The organism is Xanthomonas campestris pv. phormiicola (genome assembly GCA_025666215.1).
Lineage (GTDB): Bacteria > Pseudomonadota > Gammaproteobacteria > Xanthomonadales > Xanthomonadaceae > Xanthomonas_A > Xanthomonas_A campestris_A.
In genome coordinates, this window is record CP102593.1 from 3852480 (window position 1) to 3869582 (window position 17103).

Sequence of the window (17103 nt, forward strand, 5' to 3'; positions counted from 1 at the left end):
ACCACGGCCTAGCTCCGCGCCAAGCGCTCCACTGCACACCGTCCGGCACCGGCTCGCGCGGCCCAGGCACCGAATCGACAGGCGCAGCCGGCGCATTTACAGTGGGCACATCGCCTCGCCGCAGCACCGCAGTGCGACACGCCGGGCCACACAAGGAGAAGCACATGAAGCCGTGGCTCGCCGCCGCCCAGATCGCCGGCCTCTTGTTCGTCGCAGGAGCATGCAGCATGTCCGCCGCCGCAAAGAAGACCCCGATGGCCTCCGATATCCTGGCAGTGCCCGCGGACCTGCCGACCCAGCGCCTGTTCGACTGCGCCGAGACCAGCATCACCAAGTTGTCCGAGACCAGCAGCTCCTGGCCCAAGATCACGCGCAAGGACAACGCCAAGGGCGTGCTGGAATCGGGCAACTTCGAAGAAGAGAACCGCAGCGGCTTCCGCATGCGCATCGAGCGCGCGCAAGGCGCCAGCCAGGCCAGGATCACCCTCAAGGGCGCCGGCGCCTACTTCGTCGACCTGGGCGTGGCGCAGGCGATGCAGGACCTCAAGACCGCCCTGAGCAGTTGCATCGCCACCGCACCGCGCTAATCTCGAGCAGACAGACAGAAGAGCCCCATGCGCGACCATTCGATCGAAGCACGCTTGCTCTGCATTGCCGGCATCGCCGGCCACGCCTACTGGGTGCTGCGCGACGAGTGCGGCAACGCCCTGGCCGAACTGCACGGCCTGGCCACCGACCGGCACACCGGCACGCCGATCCCGATCGGCACCGACGCACGCAGGCACACGCTGCGCGCCTGGCACTACCCGCACGACGCCGATTACGCCAACACCATCGGCGCCCAGCCCGACCGCACCAGCTACCTGCGCGACGGCCAGCCGGCATGCACTGCCGCCAGCGGCAACAAGCACGAAGTCCTGGCGCGCTGGCACGCGGCGCTACGCGCCATGCCCGAACTCAACGCCCAGGACCTGGACTACCCCAACTACGGCTTCAAGCTGCTCGGGGCCACCATCAACAGCAACTCCGCCTTTCGCACCTTCGGCGAACTGATGGGCGTGCCGGTGCCAGGTTTCTCCCGCAGGCTGCAACCGGGCATCGGCAACTGCATGCTGCCGCGCGAGCGTATCGCGGCGCTGTGTTATCGCGAGTTGCCGGTGCAGGCCCGGCAGCACCTCTACACACCGACCAACGACCATCCGCCAGGACGCCCAAACCTCGCCATGCCGCAACAAATTCGTAGTCGCGGATAACAGGCAGCTAAAGTATTTAGCGTCGGCCAATTTGAACAAGGCAAGTCTAAAAAAACCAATAGTTCGACGACAGATGTGCACCCTGCGTTGCGCACTGGCCTGCTGCACTCATCCACGCCGATGTGAGCCTTTACACCGAAGTACCATTGGCCAGCCTTAATCGCCTGATGTTCCACCCTGGATCGCGCGCGCCCCCGGTGCTCTAGGTCGAACTGCCCCATGCCGCGGCAGGTGGAAGCGCATCATCACTTCCATCCGATTCTGTTGCCGACCGGTTCCTCCCAACTCCCGGAGGGGGCGCACGCTAAGGCGCGCACCTTTCGACATATTTGTGTAAGCTTCTATGGCCTCGATCTCGGTGGCCGCGACATAGGGCAGGCAACTAGTCGGCAACCAATTCAACGCGAGAGCCACGACTACAACTGCCTTATTTTTATCTGGATTCACCAAAATAATGAAAGCCATGGAATTGAGGCACACAATATAAAATATCGCCACATCATTTCTATCGGCGTCAATTATTTTATAAAATTATTTAAATGGGGAGCGAGATGGCAGTCAAAAGAATGGCAATTACAGTAGGCGCACTGTGCGTTCTATCCGGCGCGGCATGGATAGCATTCAATAACTCAAAGAAACATGAATCGATGGAAGCCAATAAGACTGAGACTTCCATAGTCGCCGAAAATTCGAAGAGCGATGCACAAGGGAGCATGGCTCCCAACTCGGACAACGGAGACACAAGTCGGGCACGCTCCCAGATACATAACGATATTGGGGCGATGAAAATTGGCGACCCCCTATACGGGCCAAAATCGCAGCAAGATGTGAAATGGCTGATGAGTCACGGCTATCCTACTCAAGCACAGCTACAGGCCGCACTTTCATCCAGACAGACATTGGCCGAGCTTCAATCCAAATCAAAACTCAGTCCCGTTGATGTCATTCAGGCAGGGCAATTAGCCATGAGTGATTCATCCATTTCTGAAGCTGCCATAGAGGTTATGAACAAAGCTGCAGTAGATGGCTCTGTTTTTGCCCTTCAAGAAATTTCTCGAACTGCCTCCAGCCCGAGTGTAAACGATCCAATAAGAGCAGCAGCATACAAGAAGGCTGCCGAGATGCGCGGCGACTGGGGATCCGCACTTCTTGGCGACACAACCGGATTAAATGCAGAGCAATCTATTATTGCAAACGCAATGTCGTATCAAATCATAGAAAATATAAATCGTGCCCGCGCCCAGAATGGTAGCGCACCACTAGTTAACGAAGCACGGCCAGGAGTGGACGAGTTCCTTTCTGGCATAATGAAGCAGATGAAAAATAAATAGAAATTATTTAAGGAGAGAGCATGAAAAGGAAAATAGCGGCTGCATTTGGTTTTTTCATGGCTGCAACATCTTTTGCAGCCGATTGTCCACTGGTGCCTGCAATAGTCACCCCTCTTATTACGGTCTCGCCCTACTCTTCATTCAAGGAAAAGTTTGAGAAGATAGGCGATGAGCTTCAGAAAATTTATGGAAATACATACAAGGATAGCGAGATTTACCAAGTGCGGATTCCTGTTAAAGTCTGTTTGCTTGGCATTTGCGGAACATCCATAGAAACCAGCATGTACAAAACCTGCGGCAAGACAATGAAAGAGTCGATGCAGGATGTGGCACTGAATGCGCCCGGCGGTGGTTTGGCTGGCGGCGGCGGCGGTGGATCCACAGGCAGCGGATCAAGCCAGGGCGGTGGCGGTCAGGCTCCTCCATCTAATCCGTTCATGTATTGCTCCAACATTACGATTCAGTCCTGTATGACTGGGGGCGGAAACTCTGGGCAGACCTGCCGAGTTGACACTTCGCTCCAATGCCCCATTGTTGTAGGCTGAAATTTTTAACGCATGCATGTCACGACCCCTGCCTTTGCAGGGGTTTTGGCTTTGACAGTGGTGCAACTGTGGCGCAGAGCGTCGCAACTCCGTCGCACACGCGCACTTAGCCGCCAGGCGTTCAAAGCCTCTGCATGGCGACCTGATCCAGCAGCGTACGCAGGGACATGGCCGCGTCATGCAGCGCCACCCAAGCGCGGGCAACGTGGCAGGATGCAACGCGGCGGTATACAGCGCGTCGAAGGCAACACATGCAACCTTCCTGTCCGAACCAAGCCTCCCGGCAAACAACCGCATCCGGGGCTGGGCGGCACCTACGGCCGGTTCGGCCGCATCCACAGCCTGGGGCATGGCGCTCTTAGCGCTCCGCCGTTGCCTTGATTGCCGCCGGCTTGGCCCCTGGCTTGCCGACACGCTTGAGCACCGCCCCTGCCGGGGCGGGCGTGCTGTCGGGCAGACGTTTGATCACCACGTCCGGGCCATTGGCATGACGCTCGATCAGCAACCCACTGGCCGACTTCATCACCACCCGCCCGTTCTGCTTCAGCGCACGCGCGTGCGCCTCCCGACCGGCCTGGACAGCCAGCAGCGAGATGCGCGCTTCTGCGGCCTGCATGGCTGCTTCGCTGAGAGCTTTGCCGCGGGGCATGAGGAAATCCGCGATAGCGACGTAGGGCCATTGTGCAACGTAAGCCCGACGACTGCATTCGCTGCCGGGTACGGACCACGCCACGTCAGTGCGTGATCAGCTTGAAGCTCACCTGATAACGAATGCAGCGCGTCGAAGTGAGCACATGCGACGTTCCTGCCAGATCCGAACGTCTGCTCGCGGACGGGCAATCGTTCACTTGACGGATGGCGCGGTGGCCTGGGCGGCGGCGGCCTTCTTGAACACCTCGACCCTGCTCCAACTCAGCACTTGGCTCGCAGGAATCAGAAAGCGCGGCTTGTGCTCGTCGCTGAGCCCACCAGGCGGCGACACATAGAAATCCGACCCCAACCGGGTCAGCACATCGACCGACGGCACCACATACACGTTCGACCCGGGTTGCGCTCGCTCGCAGCGCGCTTCCGGCCAAGCGGCCTTGACGATCTGGCAGCCCTGCTCCGTCAACTGCAGCTGCACCCCTGGCAGCATGCCGATGCCGAGCTTGCGCACGGTGACGTCCACGCTGCCGAGCAGCGCGCCGCTGTAGACAACCAGAATCAACAGCGTCGGCGCGAAAACCCGAATCCGCCTTGACCACTCGATACGATGGGTCACGTACACCGCCCAATGAGCGAAGACCAGCATCAGCGCAGAAAGCGCAAGATAGAACCAGTCCCTGCCCCGCACGGGAGGTGCCACGTAATCGACCGCAAACGCGGCAAGTGGCCAGAAGGCCAGGTACATCAGCAGCATCAACACGAACGTATTGTGTCGCTTGCGCAAGATCGGCCAAAATCGACGGACGCGATCAAAGTCCCAGGCGACGGTCAGCACCATCAAGGTGATCGCACCAACGCAGAAGCCGGCGATGACTCCATAGGTCGCCACACCGCCGAAGCCCGAGCGCGCGCAGAGCAGCATGATGGTGTAGTACGCGGCACTCACCAATGCCGCTCCCGCGAACACCCACATGCTGCCGAAGATGCGCTCCTGCCGCGGGCGCGGCGCAACCTGCGCGCGCCGGTAGTAGGATTTCAATCCCTTGCGTGGCGCATTGTCCTGCCTCGGCCGCAACGGGACGGGCAGCACGTGCTGATCGACCAGCATCCCGATCACCCACGCCGGCAGTGCAAGCACTGCCAAAAAACCGAGCAGCGCAATCGCACCAAACAACGCCACCGCACTCAGCACCACGCCAAGATCGCCGAGCGACAGCGACGGCACATAGCCGATGCGCAGGAAGTGCGCCAGCACCATGCCGCCACCCCAACAGGGCACCAGCCATTTCAGGTCCACCCCGAACGTCTGGCGCAACATGCGCCACAGCGGCATGGCCGGCGCATTGCGTTTCCCCGGTCTCTCGCCGGCCTCACTGCCGCCAGGGGCGGCCTCCTCGCTCTGCTGCATCGTGGTTCCTTGGCGCTTGGCCGCACTGTTTCCTGGCAGGGGCCAAGCATACGCAAGGTCCGCCGCACGGAGGCAGACACTTTCCTGTGACCGCATGGCATGCGGCCGGATCAGCAAGCCATACGGAGCAGTTGGGACATACGCACTATTGCGCCACGCCGCTCAAAGCTTCTGCTTGGCCACCTCATCGAGGATGCCGCGCACCGCATGCGCCGCGTCATAGATCGCCTCGCCAAGCGCGGGCAAGGTCCGGTGATCAAAATGGGCAGCACTGCCCGCGGCGATCACATCGCCATAGACCGTGATCGTCCGCATCAGGCGGTCGAGCGTGTCCACCTGCTCCAGGGTCAGGCCGAAGGCAAAGGATGGAGCGGCCATCTCACTCCATCCCCCGTTTCGAAGCGGCCATGGGGTCGCCGCCAAGATCCTGACCCGAGGGCGGGAACTGCCGCTGCGCCGGCCACGACACCTCGCGCAGCATCATGTCCACCTGCTCCGCGAGCAGTTCCATGCACACCGCCAGTTCTCCCGCACGCACCTTCGGTGCGGCCTCGCGCTCTTCGGCCACGCTGCGTGGCTCTGCCAGTCGTGCGAGGAACTTGATGAACTGGCCAATCCGCACCAGCCGGAACTGGCTCTCTTCGGGCAGAAAATAGCCCACCATTTCAAGATCGTCCGCTCTGTATTCCGACATCGTCGCCTCTCCTTCCATGAAGTGGCCGTCCGCCGCCAATGGCGGACGGGAAGTCGGGAGGCTAGAAACCGCTAACAGCCGGCGGGCTTATTCCCCTTGCGGGTGTTGTATTCACCGCCCTCCCGACGCAGAACGAAACGTCGGTTGCACCTGCAAAGCATGCAGGCACAAAAAACCCACCGGTTTGTCGGAGGTGGGTACCGCTGTTAGCGGAGTTTCTAGGCTCCGTTTAGTAATATTGCTACTGCCGATGCGGCGCGTCAAGCCGCTTCATCGACTTGTTTTCGCTTGCAGCAAATCGCAATCAGCATACGTCGAGCTTGTATACGAATTGCTCCAAAACACCCGCGCTGCGGTGAACCCAGCGCGCACACCGATTTACAAGGCTTGTCAGCCACAGCGCATCGGTTCAAAGTTCAAGCGAGCAACGGAAGGCATTCAGGGGGAACGCCGAGCGTGATCGTTTATCAGTCGACCCGTGCCGCGTTCCTGCAAGACTCGGAACGGCAGGCAATCGAAGACATCATCTCCACCGCCTTCATCCAGAAGACGGGCCGATACGCGCCGGACAGCGAGTTCCGCGCCTGGCGTCACTCGCTCACCCAGATGGCCGATGTCCTCAGCGACGACAGCCTGCCCGCGGACATGGGCGTGGGCATCGAGTTCGGCATCCCGCAGACCGCCAAACGCATCGATTTCATCCTGAGCGGGCTTGGCGAGGCCGAAGAACCGCGCGCGATCATCGTCGAACTCAAGCAATGGTCCACATCCGCCGTGACCGACAAGGACGGCATCGTCAGTGCGCAACGCGGCGGGCCGAGCGAGACAGAAGGCCCGCATCCGTCCTATCAGGCCTGGTCGTATGCGGCCCTGCTGCAGGGCTTCAACGAGGCGGTGTACGAAGGCGGCGTGCAGCTACAGCCTTGCGCCTACCTGCACAACCACTTCCGCGACGGCACCATCGACGATCCGCGCTACACCGCCTACACCGACAAGGCGCCGCTATTCCTGCGCGGCGTGGAAGAGAAGCGCAAGCTGCGCGACTTCATCCGCCAGCACGTGCGTAAAGGCGACAACGGCGAATTGCTCTACAAGATCGAACACGGCCGCATCCGCCCTTCCAAGATGCTGGCCGACAGCGTGGTCGGCATGCTCAAGGGCAACCAGGAGTTCGTGCTGATCGACGAACAGAAACTGGTCTACGAAACCTGCCTGGCGCGCGCCGCGCAGGCCAGCGCCGAACGCAAGCAGGTGGTGATCGTCAAAGGCGGCCCCGGCACCGGGAAGTCGGTGGTGGCGGTGAACTTGCTGGTGGAACTGACCAAGCGCGGCACCACCACCAAGTACGTCTCCAAGAACGCAGCGCCGCGCGCCGTGTACGCGCAGAAGCTGGCCGGCCACGTGCGCAAGATCGAGATCGGCAACTTGTTCTCCGGCTCGGGCAACTTCCACCAGACCGAGCCGAATGTGTTCGGCACCCTGGTGGTGGACGAGGCGCACCGCCTCAACGAGAAGAGCGGCCTGTACGGCAACCTGGGCCAGAACCAGGTGATGGAACTGATCCGCAGCGCCCACTGCACCATCTTCTTCGTCGACGACGACCAGATTGTCACCCTCTCCGACATCGGCCACACCGGCGAGCTGCGGCACTGGGCCGCACAGCTCGGCGCCGAAGTCACCGAGCTGGAACTGGCTTCGCAATTCCGCTGCGCCGGCTCGGACGGCTACATCGCCTGGCTGGACAACTTCCTTAGCATCCGCGAGACCGCCAACGCCGATTTCGACCGCGATGCCTTCGACTTCCGCATCGTCGACTCGCCGGTGGAACTGCACAACCTGATCCGCGAAAAGAACAAGCGCAACAACAAGTCGCGCGTGGTGGCTGGCTATTGCTGGGACTGGAAGAGCAAGAACAACCCGGATGCCTGGGACATCGAGATCCCGGAACACGACTATCGCGCGCAGTGGAATCTGGGAAGCGACGGCAGCTTGTGGGCTGTCGCCGAGAACTCCGTCGAGCAAGTCGGATGCATACACACCTGCCAGGGACTGGAACTGGACTACGTGGGCGTGATCATCGGGCCAGACCTGGTTTGGCGCGAGGGCCAGTTGCTCACCGATCCAAGCAAGCGTTCAAAGCAGGATCGCTCTATCCGCGGATACAAGTCGCAGTCAAAGCACAATCCCGAAGTCAATGATCGCGTGGATCGGATCATCCGGAATACCTACAAGACATTGATGAGCCGAGGCATGAGGGGGTGTTATGTCTATACAAGCAATACGGACTCTAAAGCTGCCATGCAAATTCTTAAGGCTGTCTGATACGGACGCCTAGTGAAGCCCCCTCCATAAACTAGCGCGTGTTCGGAACAAGGGAAAGCATGCATTCCAACAGGATTTAATAGATGAGCATCGCTGGCATACGCTCCAACCGAGGTGACGGCTACCAGACAATGGTGGCGTTTGATTGGGCGTTGACAGTCCTATCCGATCCGAAATGTGTTTGGCTTGAGATCGATTCGATAACCTATTCGGTGGACGATGTGGTGGTCGGCAAAGCCGACGGCACTCTTATTGCCTGTCAGTGCAAAAAAAATCAGATCGATTTCAAGGCGTGGTCAATAGCCGACCTTGCGGAAGAGCTAGACAAAGCATCGTACTTGCTGGCCAATAACAAGAATGCCGAAGTGCGTTTCTATTCACGCAACAACTTTGGCGACCTCGCGAAATTGAGAGAACACAGCTTAACTCAGAATGATGAAGTCAGTTATCGAGCAAGTTTAGGCAAGGAGCATCAAGCAACAGATACAACTTTGACGACACGGCTTGCCACATCCGCCCCCGGCCTTTCCTCCTACGAATTCCTGCGTCGCACAAAATTCGCGACCAGTGATGAACTGGAACGCATGGTCGATTTGCTACGCGAACGCTTGCGCAACATGGCGAGCAACCCTGAGGCCGCATTCAATGCCTTTTGGAGACACCTTGATCAACTAGGGACACGCATTGGAGACGATAGCACATCCGCCACTCGGCACCGATTAACCAAAGACGACCTCAAGGCCATTCTTCACAAGGCTGGAGCCATGCTGGTTCCTCCCATTAATATTGCCGAGGTGCGTTTGTCGTTCGCCGATACCTCCGCTATTGGCAGATCGTGGCGGAGAGATATCGCGGGGCTACGGATTTCCAGTCCAACCGTGAACGAACTGCTTACCGCAATCAATGCAAAGAAGCGGGCTATCTTACTCACTGGGCTGCCCGGCTCCGGGAAAACCTGTGTAATGCTTGCGTTGCAAGACGCTTTGGAGCAGCGAGCGCAAACCTATTCAGACATTGCGCCACTCTTCATTCAGTCGCGTGAGTTTGCCGACTTGGCTACAGCACAAGATCGGCAATCACAAGGCTTGCCTGAGCAATGGATCGAAAAAGCCGCCCGTCTGGCTGAAAATGCGCATGTAATTGTGGTCATGGATTCGCTGGATGTACTGTCTATCGCCCGCGAGCATCGTGTGCTGACCTACTTTTTAGCGCAGATAGACCGTTTGCTACTGGTTCCCAACGTCACCGTGGTTACCGCCTGTCGCGACTTTGACAGGCACTACGACCGTCGAATTGCCGAAAGGAAATGGGATTGCGAATTGAAGTGTCAGCCTTTGGACTGGGATGCTGAAATTGCGCCAATGCTCGATAAGCTCGGGATCGCAACGACCTCCATCGATGCGGTTACTCGCGAGCTGATAAAAAACCCACGCGAACTGGCTTTGTTCGTCGAGTTGGCACAACGCGAGGGTAGCTTCAATGTGGTGACCAGCCAAGCCTTGGCCCAGCGCTATCTCGATACTATCGTGCGGGCCAATTGCGTATTGGGGGATGCGGCAATACAAGCGATAGAGGCCATTGCCTCGGATATGCTTAATTTACGCAGCCTGGCTGTGTCGTATCAACGTTTCGACGCATCGCAGGAAATCCTCCGGGTGCTTTGCAGCCTTAATGTGATGCAAGAAACTCAGGATGGGAAGTTGACATTCGGGCATCAAACCCTACTTGACGTATTGGTCATCAGTGGAGCGGTGCGCAGTGGCGTCACGCTGAATAAATTCATTCAAAGTCTGCCCCCCGTTCCTTTCGTCCGTCCCAGCATCCGGAGTTTTGTGGCCCAGTTGGCGCTGGGCGAACGTCGCGAATTCAGGAAGCAGCTACGCACCGTTTTGACGGGTGACGCAGCCTTCCACACCAGGCGCTTGGTTGCAGAATCATTTGCAGAGCAGAAGCCCCATGACGATGACTGGCCCTTGATACGCGACTTGCGCGAAAAGCATCTCGATGTATTCCAGGTGATCTATGGCGCTAGAGCAATTGAGTGGCACCACTTCTGGTTAAAGCATCTGGTTCCCGACTTGAAGAGTACACGGGATGCCGAAGGGATGACAAGGCATGTTTATCGAGTAGCGCAGTGGGGAGACGCAGATGCCACCGACGTGCTGGCGTTATGGATAGAGGCGCTATCACTGGATTGGCTGGACAGCAATAGTATTGCAGAGAAGCTGGGATTTCATCTATCCGGAATCAAATCTGACAATATTGCACTGGTTGTTCCGCTACTTGAGCGGCTGCTCGATCTGCCGCGCTCCGAGCACAGCCCCCTTGGAAGATTTATCGCACGTTGTGTGGCAGCAGGAGTGGCGGATGACTCCCTGCTTTGGCGTTATATCGCAGGTGACATTTGCGACGATAACTTACTTGAGTTCAGGTTCGATAACAAATTGCGTTGCAATTCTCATGAGTTCGGCGACGGGGAAGAAAACTTCATACGTCAACGCATGGAACAGTCCACAGCGTTGCTGGATTTAGCCTTGGAATCGATTGAGCTGTGGAGCAACTTTCGAGCAGCGCGCTATGGAGAAACTCGAATCGGTTACCGGCATGGCTTTTTGGGCGAAACCTCATACGAGGATATGCACAGTCAGAGAGATATGCTGCATGCTGACAGCATGAATATCCTGTTTGATGCGCTTGAGGCGGCCATCATTCATCACGCGAGAATAAATTCAGAGTGGTGGCGAAGTAACCGCGAACGCCTATGTTCCAGTCGCGAAGGGGCATTACTGTACTTTGCAATCCTCGCGTGCACTGCATCGCCTGAAGCCAACATCGATTTGACAGGCCGCATGTTGCGCGACAAGAATTTATTGGAATTTGAGCTTTCCTATGAATTGGGAATATTGATTAAATCGACATTCACCTTAGTTGACCATCGAACGCAAGATGCTGTGACGGCGAATATCTTGACTCTATGGAGTGATGAGACTTCCGATGACGCTAGCTGTTCCTGGACATTAAGACAACGAGCTGAATTTATTGTCGCAATCCCTTGCCACCAGCGCTCGCCAGAAGCACAGGAAGTATTGGAGACATATGAGATGAGAGCTGGCACGCTGATTCCGCAGCCAAATATACGCTCGCGTGGCGGCTGGGTAAGAGCGCCATTTTCATACGAATTATTTCTCAGCTCAAGTAATACAGGGGTATTGCGGCTGTTGTCACACTACGCTGGACATGAAAGTGGTTTCGATGATTTTCTGGCTGGCGGTGAACGTGAGGTTGGCGGGCAGCTGCGAGAGGCTTCTTCCCTTCATCCCACGCGATTTTTGAATTTTCTGCATAATTACTGGGAAGATATTCCAAAGCGGTTCAGAGATGACATCATGGACGGCGCGGCTACTTATCTGGCTCATCGTTATGGCAATTTGCAACCCAGCGGAACATGGAAGCCCATTGAAGAACCCGATGCTTCCGTCTTGGCAGGCCTTATTCTTGATGGACTGGAAAGGCATCCGAAGTACTGGCTTCACCAACGTTCCGCTGCTAAAGCGCTGGAAGCATGCTCGAACGTCATATACGACGCGCAAAATTCCGAGCGGTTGATTTTTCTTGCCATAGGCTTTGGAGGCCTTCATGAAGACGCCCCCATAAAAGGAGACAACGTCGGGCTGATCTCCATAGGCATAAATATGATAAAGGGGGATGTTGCCGAAGGCTTGATGATCCTGGCGAATAATCTACATGAGCACGGCAATGAATTTCCTGAACTGCTGGTTCCTACCTTGCGCCGTTTCGCTAGTGACGAACACCCTGCGGTTCGTGCGCTGATCCTACGCCGCTTACCGTACTTGCAGAGCAAAGTTTTTGATCTTGGCTGGGATTTGTTTCACTTAGCCATGAAGGATGCTGAGGGACTTTGGAAAATCGCGGAGCCATGTCTTTATTACGCCTACTATAGTCATTTTGAGGTAGTGAGGCCTTTGCTGTCGCGTCTTCGTAGCGAGGGTTGCGGAAAGGATCTAAAAACATGGGGGCGCATTTCAGCACTGGCGGCCATGGCTCGGAAAATCGAGTTTGCCAAATTATTGGAGGATTTTAGGGTGCTGGATAGAACGGAGGCCTGGCAGGGGGCGGCCACCGTTTGGACAAACGTTGAAAACGCCCGACAGCACCGTGAGCAATGCCTTTCAGGCTTAGATGCAGGCTTTAATTCTGGCGCCACTCATGCCAAAGCAGTGGCGGAGCAGATGGGGCATATTTTCTCTGACAAATCAGCCTTGATTTCTGTTCCGATAGAGCTGATTCGACGTTGCTTTGATGCATTCAAAGAAGATAAGGATAAAGAGAGAAAACATCATCGTCTCTCCGGGTTTCACGAATGGCTCAATGCGACCTCGCAGCGCGATCCCGAACAAGCCCTTGCTGTAACCGAGATTTATCTAGCCTATGTCAACCATTGCAAGCCATATCTGTATGACCATGAGAATAGTCTTACGCAACTAGTAACTCGTCTATTTGCTGAAGCAGAAGAACGAGAAGAGTCCGACTATGGCGCGATGCTGCAACGTGTGGTCATCGTACAAGACACACTACTTTCTCTGGGAGTCAATGGTGTTGCCGATTGGCTGAAGGCCGCCGAGCGACGATGACCGCATACAAGGTCATCGGCTCGGCCTTGCGGCGCTTGGTGATGTTGGCCATCGGCTTTTCCATGTCTCCGGTGTCTTGGGGTGCGGGACGCGCGCTCAATAATAGCCGCCTTCACGTTGGGGCTTACCGCCACGTTCCAATCTAGCCCTTGCGCGCCGCATCCAACTGGAACTGCAGCGCCGCCAACATGTCCTCTGCCTCCACATAGCCGCCCGATCGACGGGCCTTGTCGCGGGACGCCAACCCACGCGCGACGAAACGCGACGCACCCTCTGCCTCCTCGCACAACACCGGATCGACCCGAGGCGCAGGAAAGGATGCGGGCTTCATAGCTGACGCGGACCGGATATTTCGGTCATTGGATTTCGCCATTGCGATACTCCTTTGCAGGAATGGTTGCTTCATGCGGCGACGCTCGCTTATGCGTCAAGCCCAAGCGCTACCCGCACCGCATCGCACGCCGCGATCAAATCCACCACCAGCCGCTCGCTCACATCCAGCTCGCCCTCGTACTCGGCAACGTTGCGCTGGTGGTGGCACTTGTCCAGCACCCGCCACACCTCCGGACCCAGGCCCAAGGTGTGCGGCAACACCTGGAACACGATGTAGCGGTTGTTGGCGCGGTAGCCCTTTGCACGCAGCGCCGCCAGGCACAGTGCGTGCGCGGCGTTGTAGGCCAGGTCGAAGCGGCTTTCCAGGGCGAGCGTGGCGTTCTTGGCGTCGCCCAGGCGGGCCAGGCCCGAGCGCGTCAGGCCGTCCAGTTCGCGCGGGTCGGTCGGTTCGGCGCTGAGTTGCTTGCCGGGGCCGGACAGGTTTTCAAGTGGCGAGGTCATCCATTCCTCCGATCACCCAGATCTTGGGTTGCTGCAGCACGCGCTGCAGGAATGCGTTTTCGTCGCGCAGCCGCTTTGCGTAATCGGCACGCGTGTACAGCGTGGGATTGACCGGGCGGCCCAGCCGCGCCTGCATGCCATCCAGCGCGCGCATCAGGTCGGCATAGCCCACCGTATCGGAGATCACCATCAGGTCGATGTCGCTGCGTGCGGTGTCGCTGCGCTTGGCGACCGAGCCGTAGACGAAGGCGGCCACGATCTCGGCGGCGATGGGCTGCAAGGCCTCGCCGAGCGGGCCGGCCAGGCCGATGGTCTTCTGCACGATGCCGAGCAGTTCGTCGTGGATGGGCGAGTGCGGGTTGGCCTGGTAGCGCTTCTGGTTGCCGGTGCGCTGTACCGTGAGCAGGCCGGCATCGGCCAGCTTGGCCAGTTCGCGCTGCACCGCACCGTTGCCGGCGCCGGCGGCCGCGATCAGCTCGCCGACCCCGAAGTCGCGCTGCGGCTGGCCGTACAGCAGGGCCAGCACGCGCTGCTGGGTGCGGGTGAACAAGGCATCGGCCAGGCCCGATGGCCGCTTGGTTGCAGCACGCGGCGCTTCGGTCTTTGCAGTGGCGGTGGCGGCCTTGTTACCCATAATGGGTAGGTTATTACCCAATCTGGGTATTTGCAAAGCCTTTTGGCTGGGCCGGGCGAAGGCTCCCTGGTCGGGAGCCAGCCGCACTCGACCAGCCACCCACCCTCACCCCTTCCGCCCCGCCAACCACGCCTTGATCTGCGGCACCCGCTGCGCACGCAGCTTCACCCGCGTGCGGATGTCGGCAATGGCTGCGTCCGCATCGCGGCGCGAGGTCGCGGCGAGGTAGCGCTGCGCATACGCCTGGATCTTGTCGACCATCTTCAGGTCGACGGAGCCGGCGCCCAGGCGCGGGTAGTAGCGGGCGCGCGAGGTGGTGTCGATCAGGGTGTCCACGTGGTCGCGGTGGGCCACGGCGAAATCGAAGGCTAGGTCCGGATGCTCGCCCGCCACCGTCGTGATCATGGAGGCGCTGTTGGTAGCGCCGGGCTCGTCGGTCAGCGCCATGTCCAGGGCGCGTTGCGCGAGAGTGGCGTCCTTGGCGGCGGCCAGCAGCAGGTAGTCCTGGTCGCGGATCATCGAGGACGTCTCCTTCTGCGCCATCCGGTGCAGTGCGTCCCAGGTGCCGGCGTCGGCATGGCGCGCGACGATGCCCAGCACGCTGTTGCGCAGTTCCGGCGACAAGGCGGTCGGGTCGGCCTGGAAGGCGGCGAAACGGCGGCGCGCTTCGGCGATCACCTGGGCGTCGCCCATGCCGCCGAGCGTGTCGATCAGGTGCGCGCGCAGTTGCTTGGCCTGGGCGGAGTCGCTGGCGCGGTCGTCCCAGCCCAGGGTGGCGAACTCCGGCGCCAGCCGCGACAGCGCGTAGCGGCGCCAGGCGGCCTGGCTCTGCGGGTCGTCCTTGAACATATCGTCGATGCCGGCGTAGACCGTGGCGACAGTGACCCACAGGTCCGACGCCGCGCCCACCGGCACCGTGTCGGCCAGGCCGAGCAGGTCCGCTTGCGGCTGCAGGCCGACCGTGGCCAGTGCGCTGGTATCCAGCAGCACGCCGAGCTGGTCCACCACCGGCAGCGTGGCGAAGCCGGCGGTCAGCGCCTTGAACTGCGCGGGCGCGTACAGCGTGCGGTAGTAGCCCTTCTGCCCGGCGTTGACCAGCACCGGGGCGGCGCAGCCGGGCAGTTGCAGCTGCGCGCTGCCGTCCACCAGCACGCGCACTTCATTACCGCCGCTGCGCACGGCCACCGGCACGCGCCAGTGCAGTGGCTGTTTGTCGGGGCGGTCGAGGGTGTATTCGCCCTGCTCCAGGCGCACGACGGTGGTGCCTGCGTTGCAGTTGGCGGCGACCTCGATCAGCGGCACGCCCGGCTGCAGGGTGAAGTCGTGCGCCACCTGCAGGAACTGCTTGCCGGGTGCGGCGGCGTCGATTTCCTGCCACAGGTCGCCGGTGACCGCGTTGCCATAGGCGCGCTTGGCGATGTAGCGGCGCACGCCGTCGCGCCATGCGTCGGCGCCGACGTAGTCCTCCAGCATGCCGATCACCGCCGAGCCCTTTTCGTAGGTGATGCCGTCGAAGGCCTGGCTGGCCTGTTCGACGGTGGCCACTTTCTGCACTACCGGGTGGGTGGTGGCGTAGGCGTCGCTGCCCATGGCGGCACGGCTGACGTAGGCCGGGCCGGTCTTGTCGATATCCCATTCCGGGTGCAGCTTGGCGGTGGTGCGGCCTTCCAGCCAGGTGGCGAAGCCTTCGTTGAGCCACAGGTCGTCCCACCAGGCCATGGTCACCAAGTCGCCGAACCATTGGTGCGCGATCTCGTGCGCGGCGGTGGTGAACACGCGCTGCCGGTCGGTCACGTCCGACACAGCCGGGTCCAGCAGCAGGGAATGTTCGAAGGTGAAGATGGCGCCCCAGTTCTCCATGGCGCTGAAGAACTGGCTGCCGCCCGGGGCGGCGATGTTGTCCAGCTTGGGCAGCGGATAGCGCACGCCGAAGTAGGCGTTGTATTCGCGCAGCACGTCGCGGCCGGACTCCAGCGCGAAGCGCGCCTGGTCGGCCTTGCCCTGCTGGGCGATCACGCCGATCTCGGTGCCGTTGTCGCCCTTGAGCGCGGTGCGCTCGAACTCGCCCACGCCCAAGAACAGCAGGTAGGTGGACATCTTCGGCGTGGTCTGGAACGCGACGCGCTTGAGGCCATGGCCGAGGTCGGTGGTGGCGGCCACGGGCATGTTGCCGACCACCATCTGCGCGGCCGGCGCGTTCACCGTCAGGTCGAAGGTGGCCTTGAAGTCGGGTTCGTCCCAGGACGGCAGGAAGCGGCGCGCGTCGGAGTTCTCGAACTGCGTGTACAGCGCGCGGCGCTGGCCGTGCGCGGTGGCGTAGTCCAGCGCGAACAGGCCATTGGCCTGGGTGTTGATGACGCCGCTGTAGGCGATGGACAGCACGTAGCTGCCCGGCGCCAGCGGCTGGTCGAACACGAAGCTGGCGGTCTGCGCGTCGGCGTCGGTGGCGACCTTGGCCACCAGCGCGGCTTTTGCCTTGCCGCCGGTGAGGGTGCTGCGGCCGAAGCGCAGGTCGGCGGCCTGCAGCACGATGCGGTCGGTGGGCTGCAGCACGTCGAGCGCGATGCGGACCTTGCCGTCGAACGTCATCGTGTCGGCGTGCGGGGTGATTTCCAGTGCGTAATGGTTCGGCCTGGCAGTGCGCGGCAATTGCGTGGTGACCGCGGCGGCCGGCGCGGCGGCGATGCTGGGTGCAGGACGTTCCGGCTGGGCGAACGTGCACGGCGAGACGCTGGCCAGGGCCAGGGCGATGGCGGTCGTGAGGATCTGGCGCATGGGGGCT

Annotated in this window: 15 protein-coding genes; 7 read left to right on the forward strand and 8 right to left on the reverse strand. The window is 59.9% G+C overall.

The window, feature by feature from the left end:
* Positions 1-227: 227 nt before the first annotated feature.
* From NRY95_16010 to NRY95_16030, 5 genes are all read left to right on the forward strand, one after another.
* Positions 228-587, forward strand: a complete 360-nt coding sequence (locus tag NRY95_16010; GenBank protein ID UYC15221.1) for a hypothetical protein — start codon at positions 228-230, stop codon at positions 585-587.
* A gap of 27 nt (positions 588-614) precedes the next feature.
* Positions 615-1253 (forward strand): hypothetical protein, encoded by a 639-nt coding sequence (locus tag NRY95_16015; protein ID UYC15222.1) that lies wholly within the window; start codon positions 615-617, stop codon positions 1251-1253.
* 219 nt (positions 1254-1472) lie between these two features.
* Positions 1473-1835 (forward strand): hypothetical protein, encoded by a 363-nt coding sequence (locus tag NRY95_16020; GenBank protein ID UYC15223.1) that lies wholly within the window; start codon positions 1473-1475, stop codon positions 1833-1835.
* A complete protein-coding gene (locus NRY95_16025; GenBank protein ID UYC15224.1) occupies positions 1805-2584 on the forward strand; it encodes a hypothetical protein in 780 nt (259 codons plus the stop codon). The genes NRY95_16020 and NRY95_16025 overlap by 31 nt, the downstream gene beginning before the upstream one ends.
* A gap of 20 nt (positions 2585-2604) precedes the next feature.
* Positions 2605-3129, forward strand: a complete 525-nt coding sequence (locus tag NRY95_16030; protein UYC15225.1) for a hypothetical protein — start codon at positions 2605-2607, stop codon at positions 3127-3129.
* A gap of 358 nt (positions 3130-3487) precedes the next feature.
* Here NRY95_16030 and NRY95_16035 read toward each other — a convergent pair whose 3' ends face one another.
* The 4 genes from NRY95_16035 to NRY95_16050 form a co-directional block, all read right to left on the reverse strand.
* Positions 3488-3778 (reverse strand): hypothetical protein, encoded by a 291-nt coding sequence (locus NRY95_16035; GenBank protein UYC15226.1) that lies wholly within the window; start codon positions 3776-3778, stop codon positions 3488-3490.
* A gap of 195 nt (positions 3779-3973) precedes the next feature.
* Positions 3974-5185 (reverse strand): hypothetical protein, encoded by a 1212-nt coding sequence (locus tag NRY95_16040; protein UYC15227.1) that lies wholly within the window; start codon positions 5183-5185, stop codon positions 3974-3976.
* A gap of 162 nt (positions 5186-5347) precedes the next feature.
* A complete protein-coding gene (locus NRY95_16045; GenBank protein UYC15228.1) occupies positions 5348-5563 on the reverse strand; it encodes a hypothetical protein in 216 nt (71 codons plus the stop codon).
* Position 5564: 1 nt separating this feature from the next.
* The gene (locus NRY95_16050) at positions 5565-5879 is read right to left on the reverse strand and encodes a hypothetical protein (protein ID UYC15229.1); all 315 of its coding nucleotides are present in this window, start codon (positions 5877-5879) and stop codon (positions 5565-5567) included.
* Positions 5880-6266: 387 nt separating this feature from the next.
* Here NRY95_16050 and NRY95_16055 point away from each other — a divergent pair, with 387 nt between their 5' ends.
* On the forward strand, positions 6267-8201 hold the full coding sequence (locus tag NRY95_16055; GenBank protein ID UYC15230.1) for a DUF2075 domain-containing protein: 1935 nt from the start codon (positions 6267-6269) through the stop codon (positions 8199-8201).
* 83 nt (positions 8202-8284) lie between these two features.
* Positions 8285-12853 (forward strand): ATP-binding protein, encoded by a 4569-nt coding sequence (locus NRY95_16060; GenBank protein UYC15231.1) that lies wholly within the window; start codon positions 8285-8287, stop codon positions 12851-12853.
* A gap of 142 nt (positions 12854-12995) precedes the next feature.
* Here NRY95_16060 and NRY95_16065 read toward each other — a convergent pair whose 3' ends face one another.
* The 4 genes from NRY95_16065 to NRY95_16080 all read right to left on the reverse strand — a co-directional run bounded on the left by NRY95_16065 (position 12996) and on the right by NRY95_16080 (position 17096).
* Positions 12996-13259 (reverse strand): hypothetical protein, encoded by a 264-nt coding sequence (locus NRY95_16065; protein UYC15232.1) that lies wholly within the window; start codon positions 13257-13259, stop codon positions 12996-12998.
* Between the two features lie 14 nt (positions 13260-13273).
* Positions 13274-13687, reverse strand: a complete 414-nt coding sequence (locus NRY95_16070; GenBank protein UYC15233.1) for a hypothetical protein — start codon at positions 13685-13687, stop codon at positions 13274-13276.
* Positions 13671-14321, reverse strand: a complete 651-nt coding sequence (locus NRY95_16075) for a transcriptional regulator (GenBank protein UYC15234.1) — start codon at positions 14319-14321, stop codon at positions 13671-13673. Before NRY95_16075 ends, NRY95_16070 begins: the two co-directional genes overlap by 17 nt.
* A gap of 105 nt (positions 14322-14426) precedes the next feature.
* Positions 14427-17096, reverse strand: a complete 2670-nt coding sequence (locus tag NRY95_16080) for a M1 family metallopeptidase (protein ID UYC15235.1) — start codon at positions 17094-17096, stop codon at positions 14427-14429.
* Positions 17097-17103: the final 7 nt, after the last annotated feature.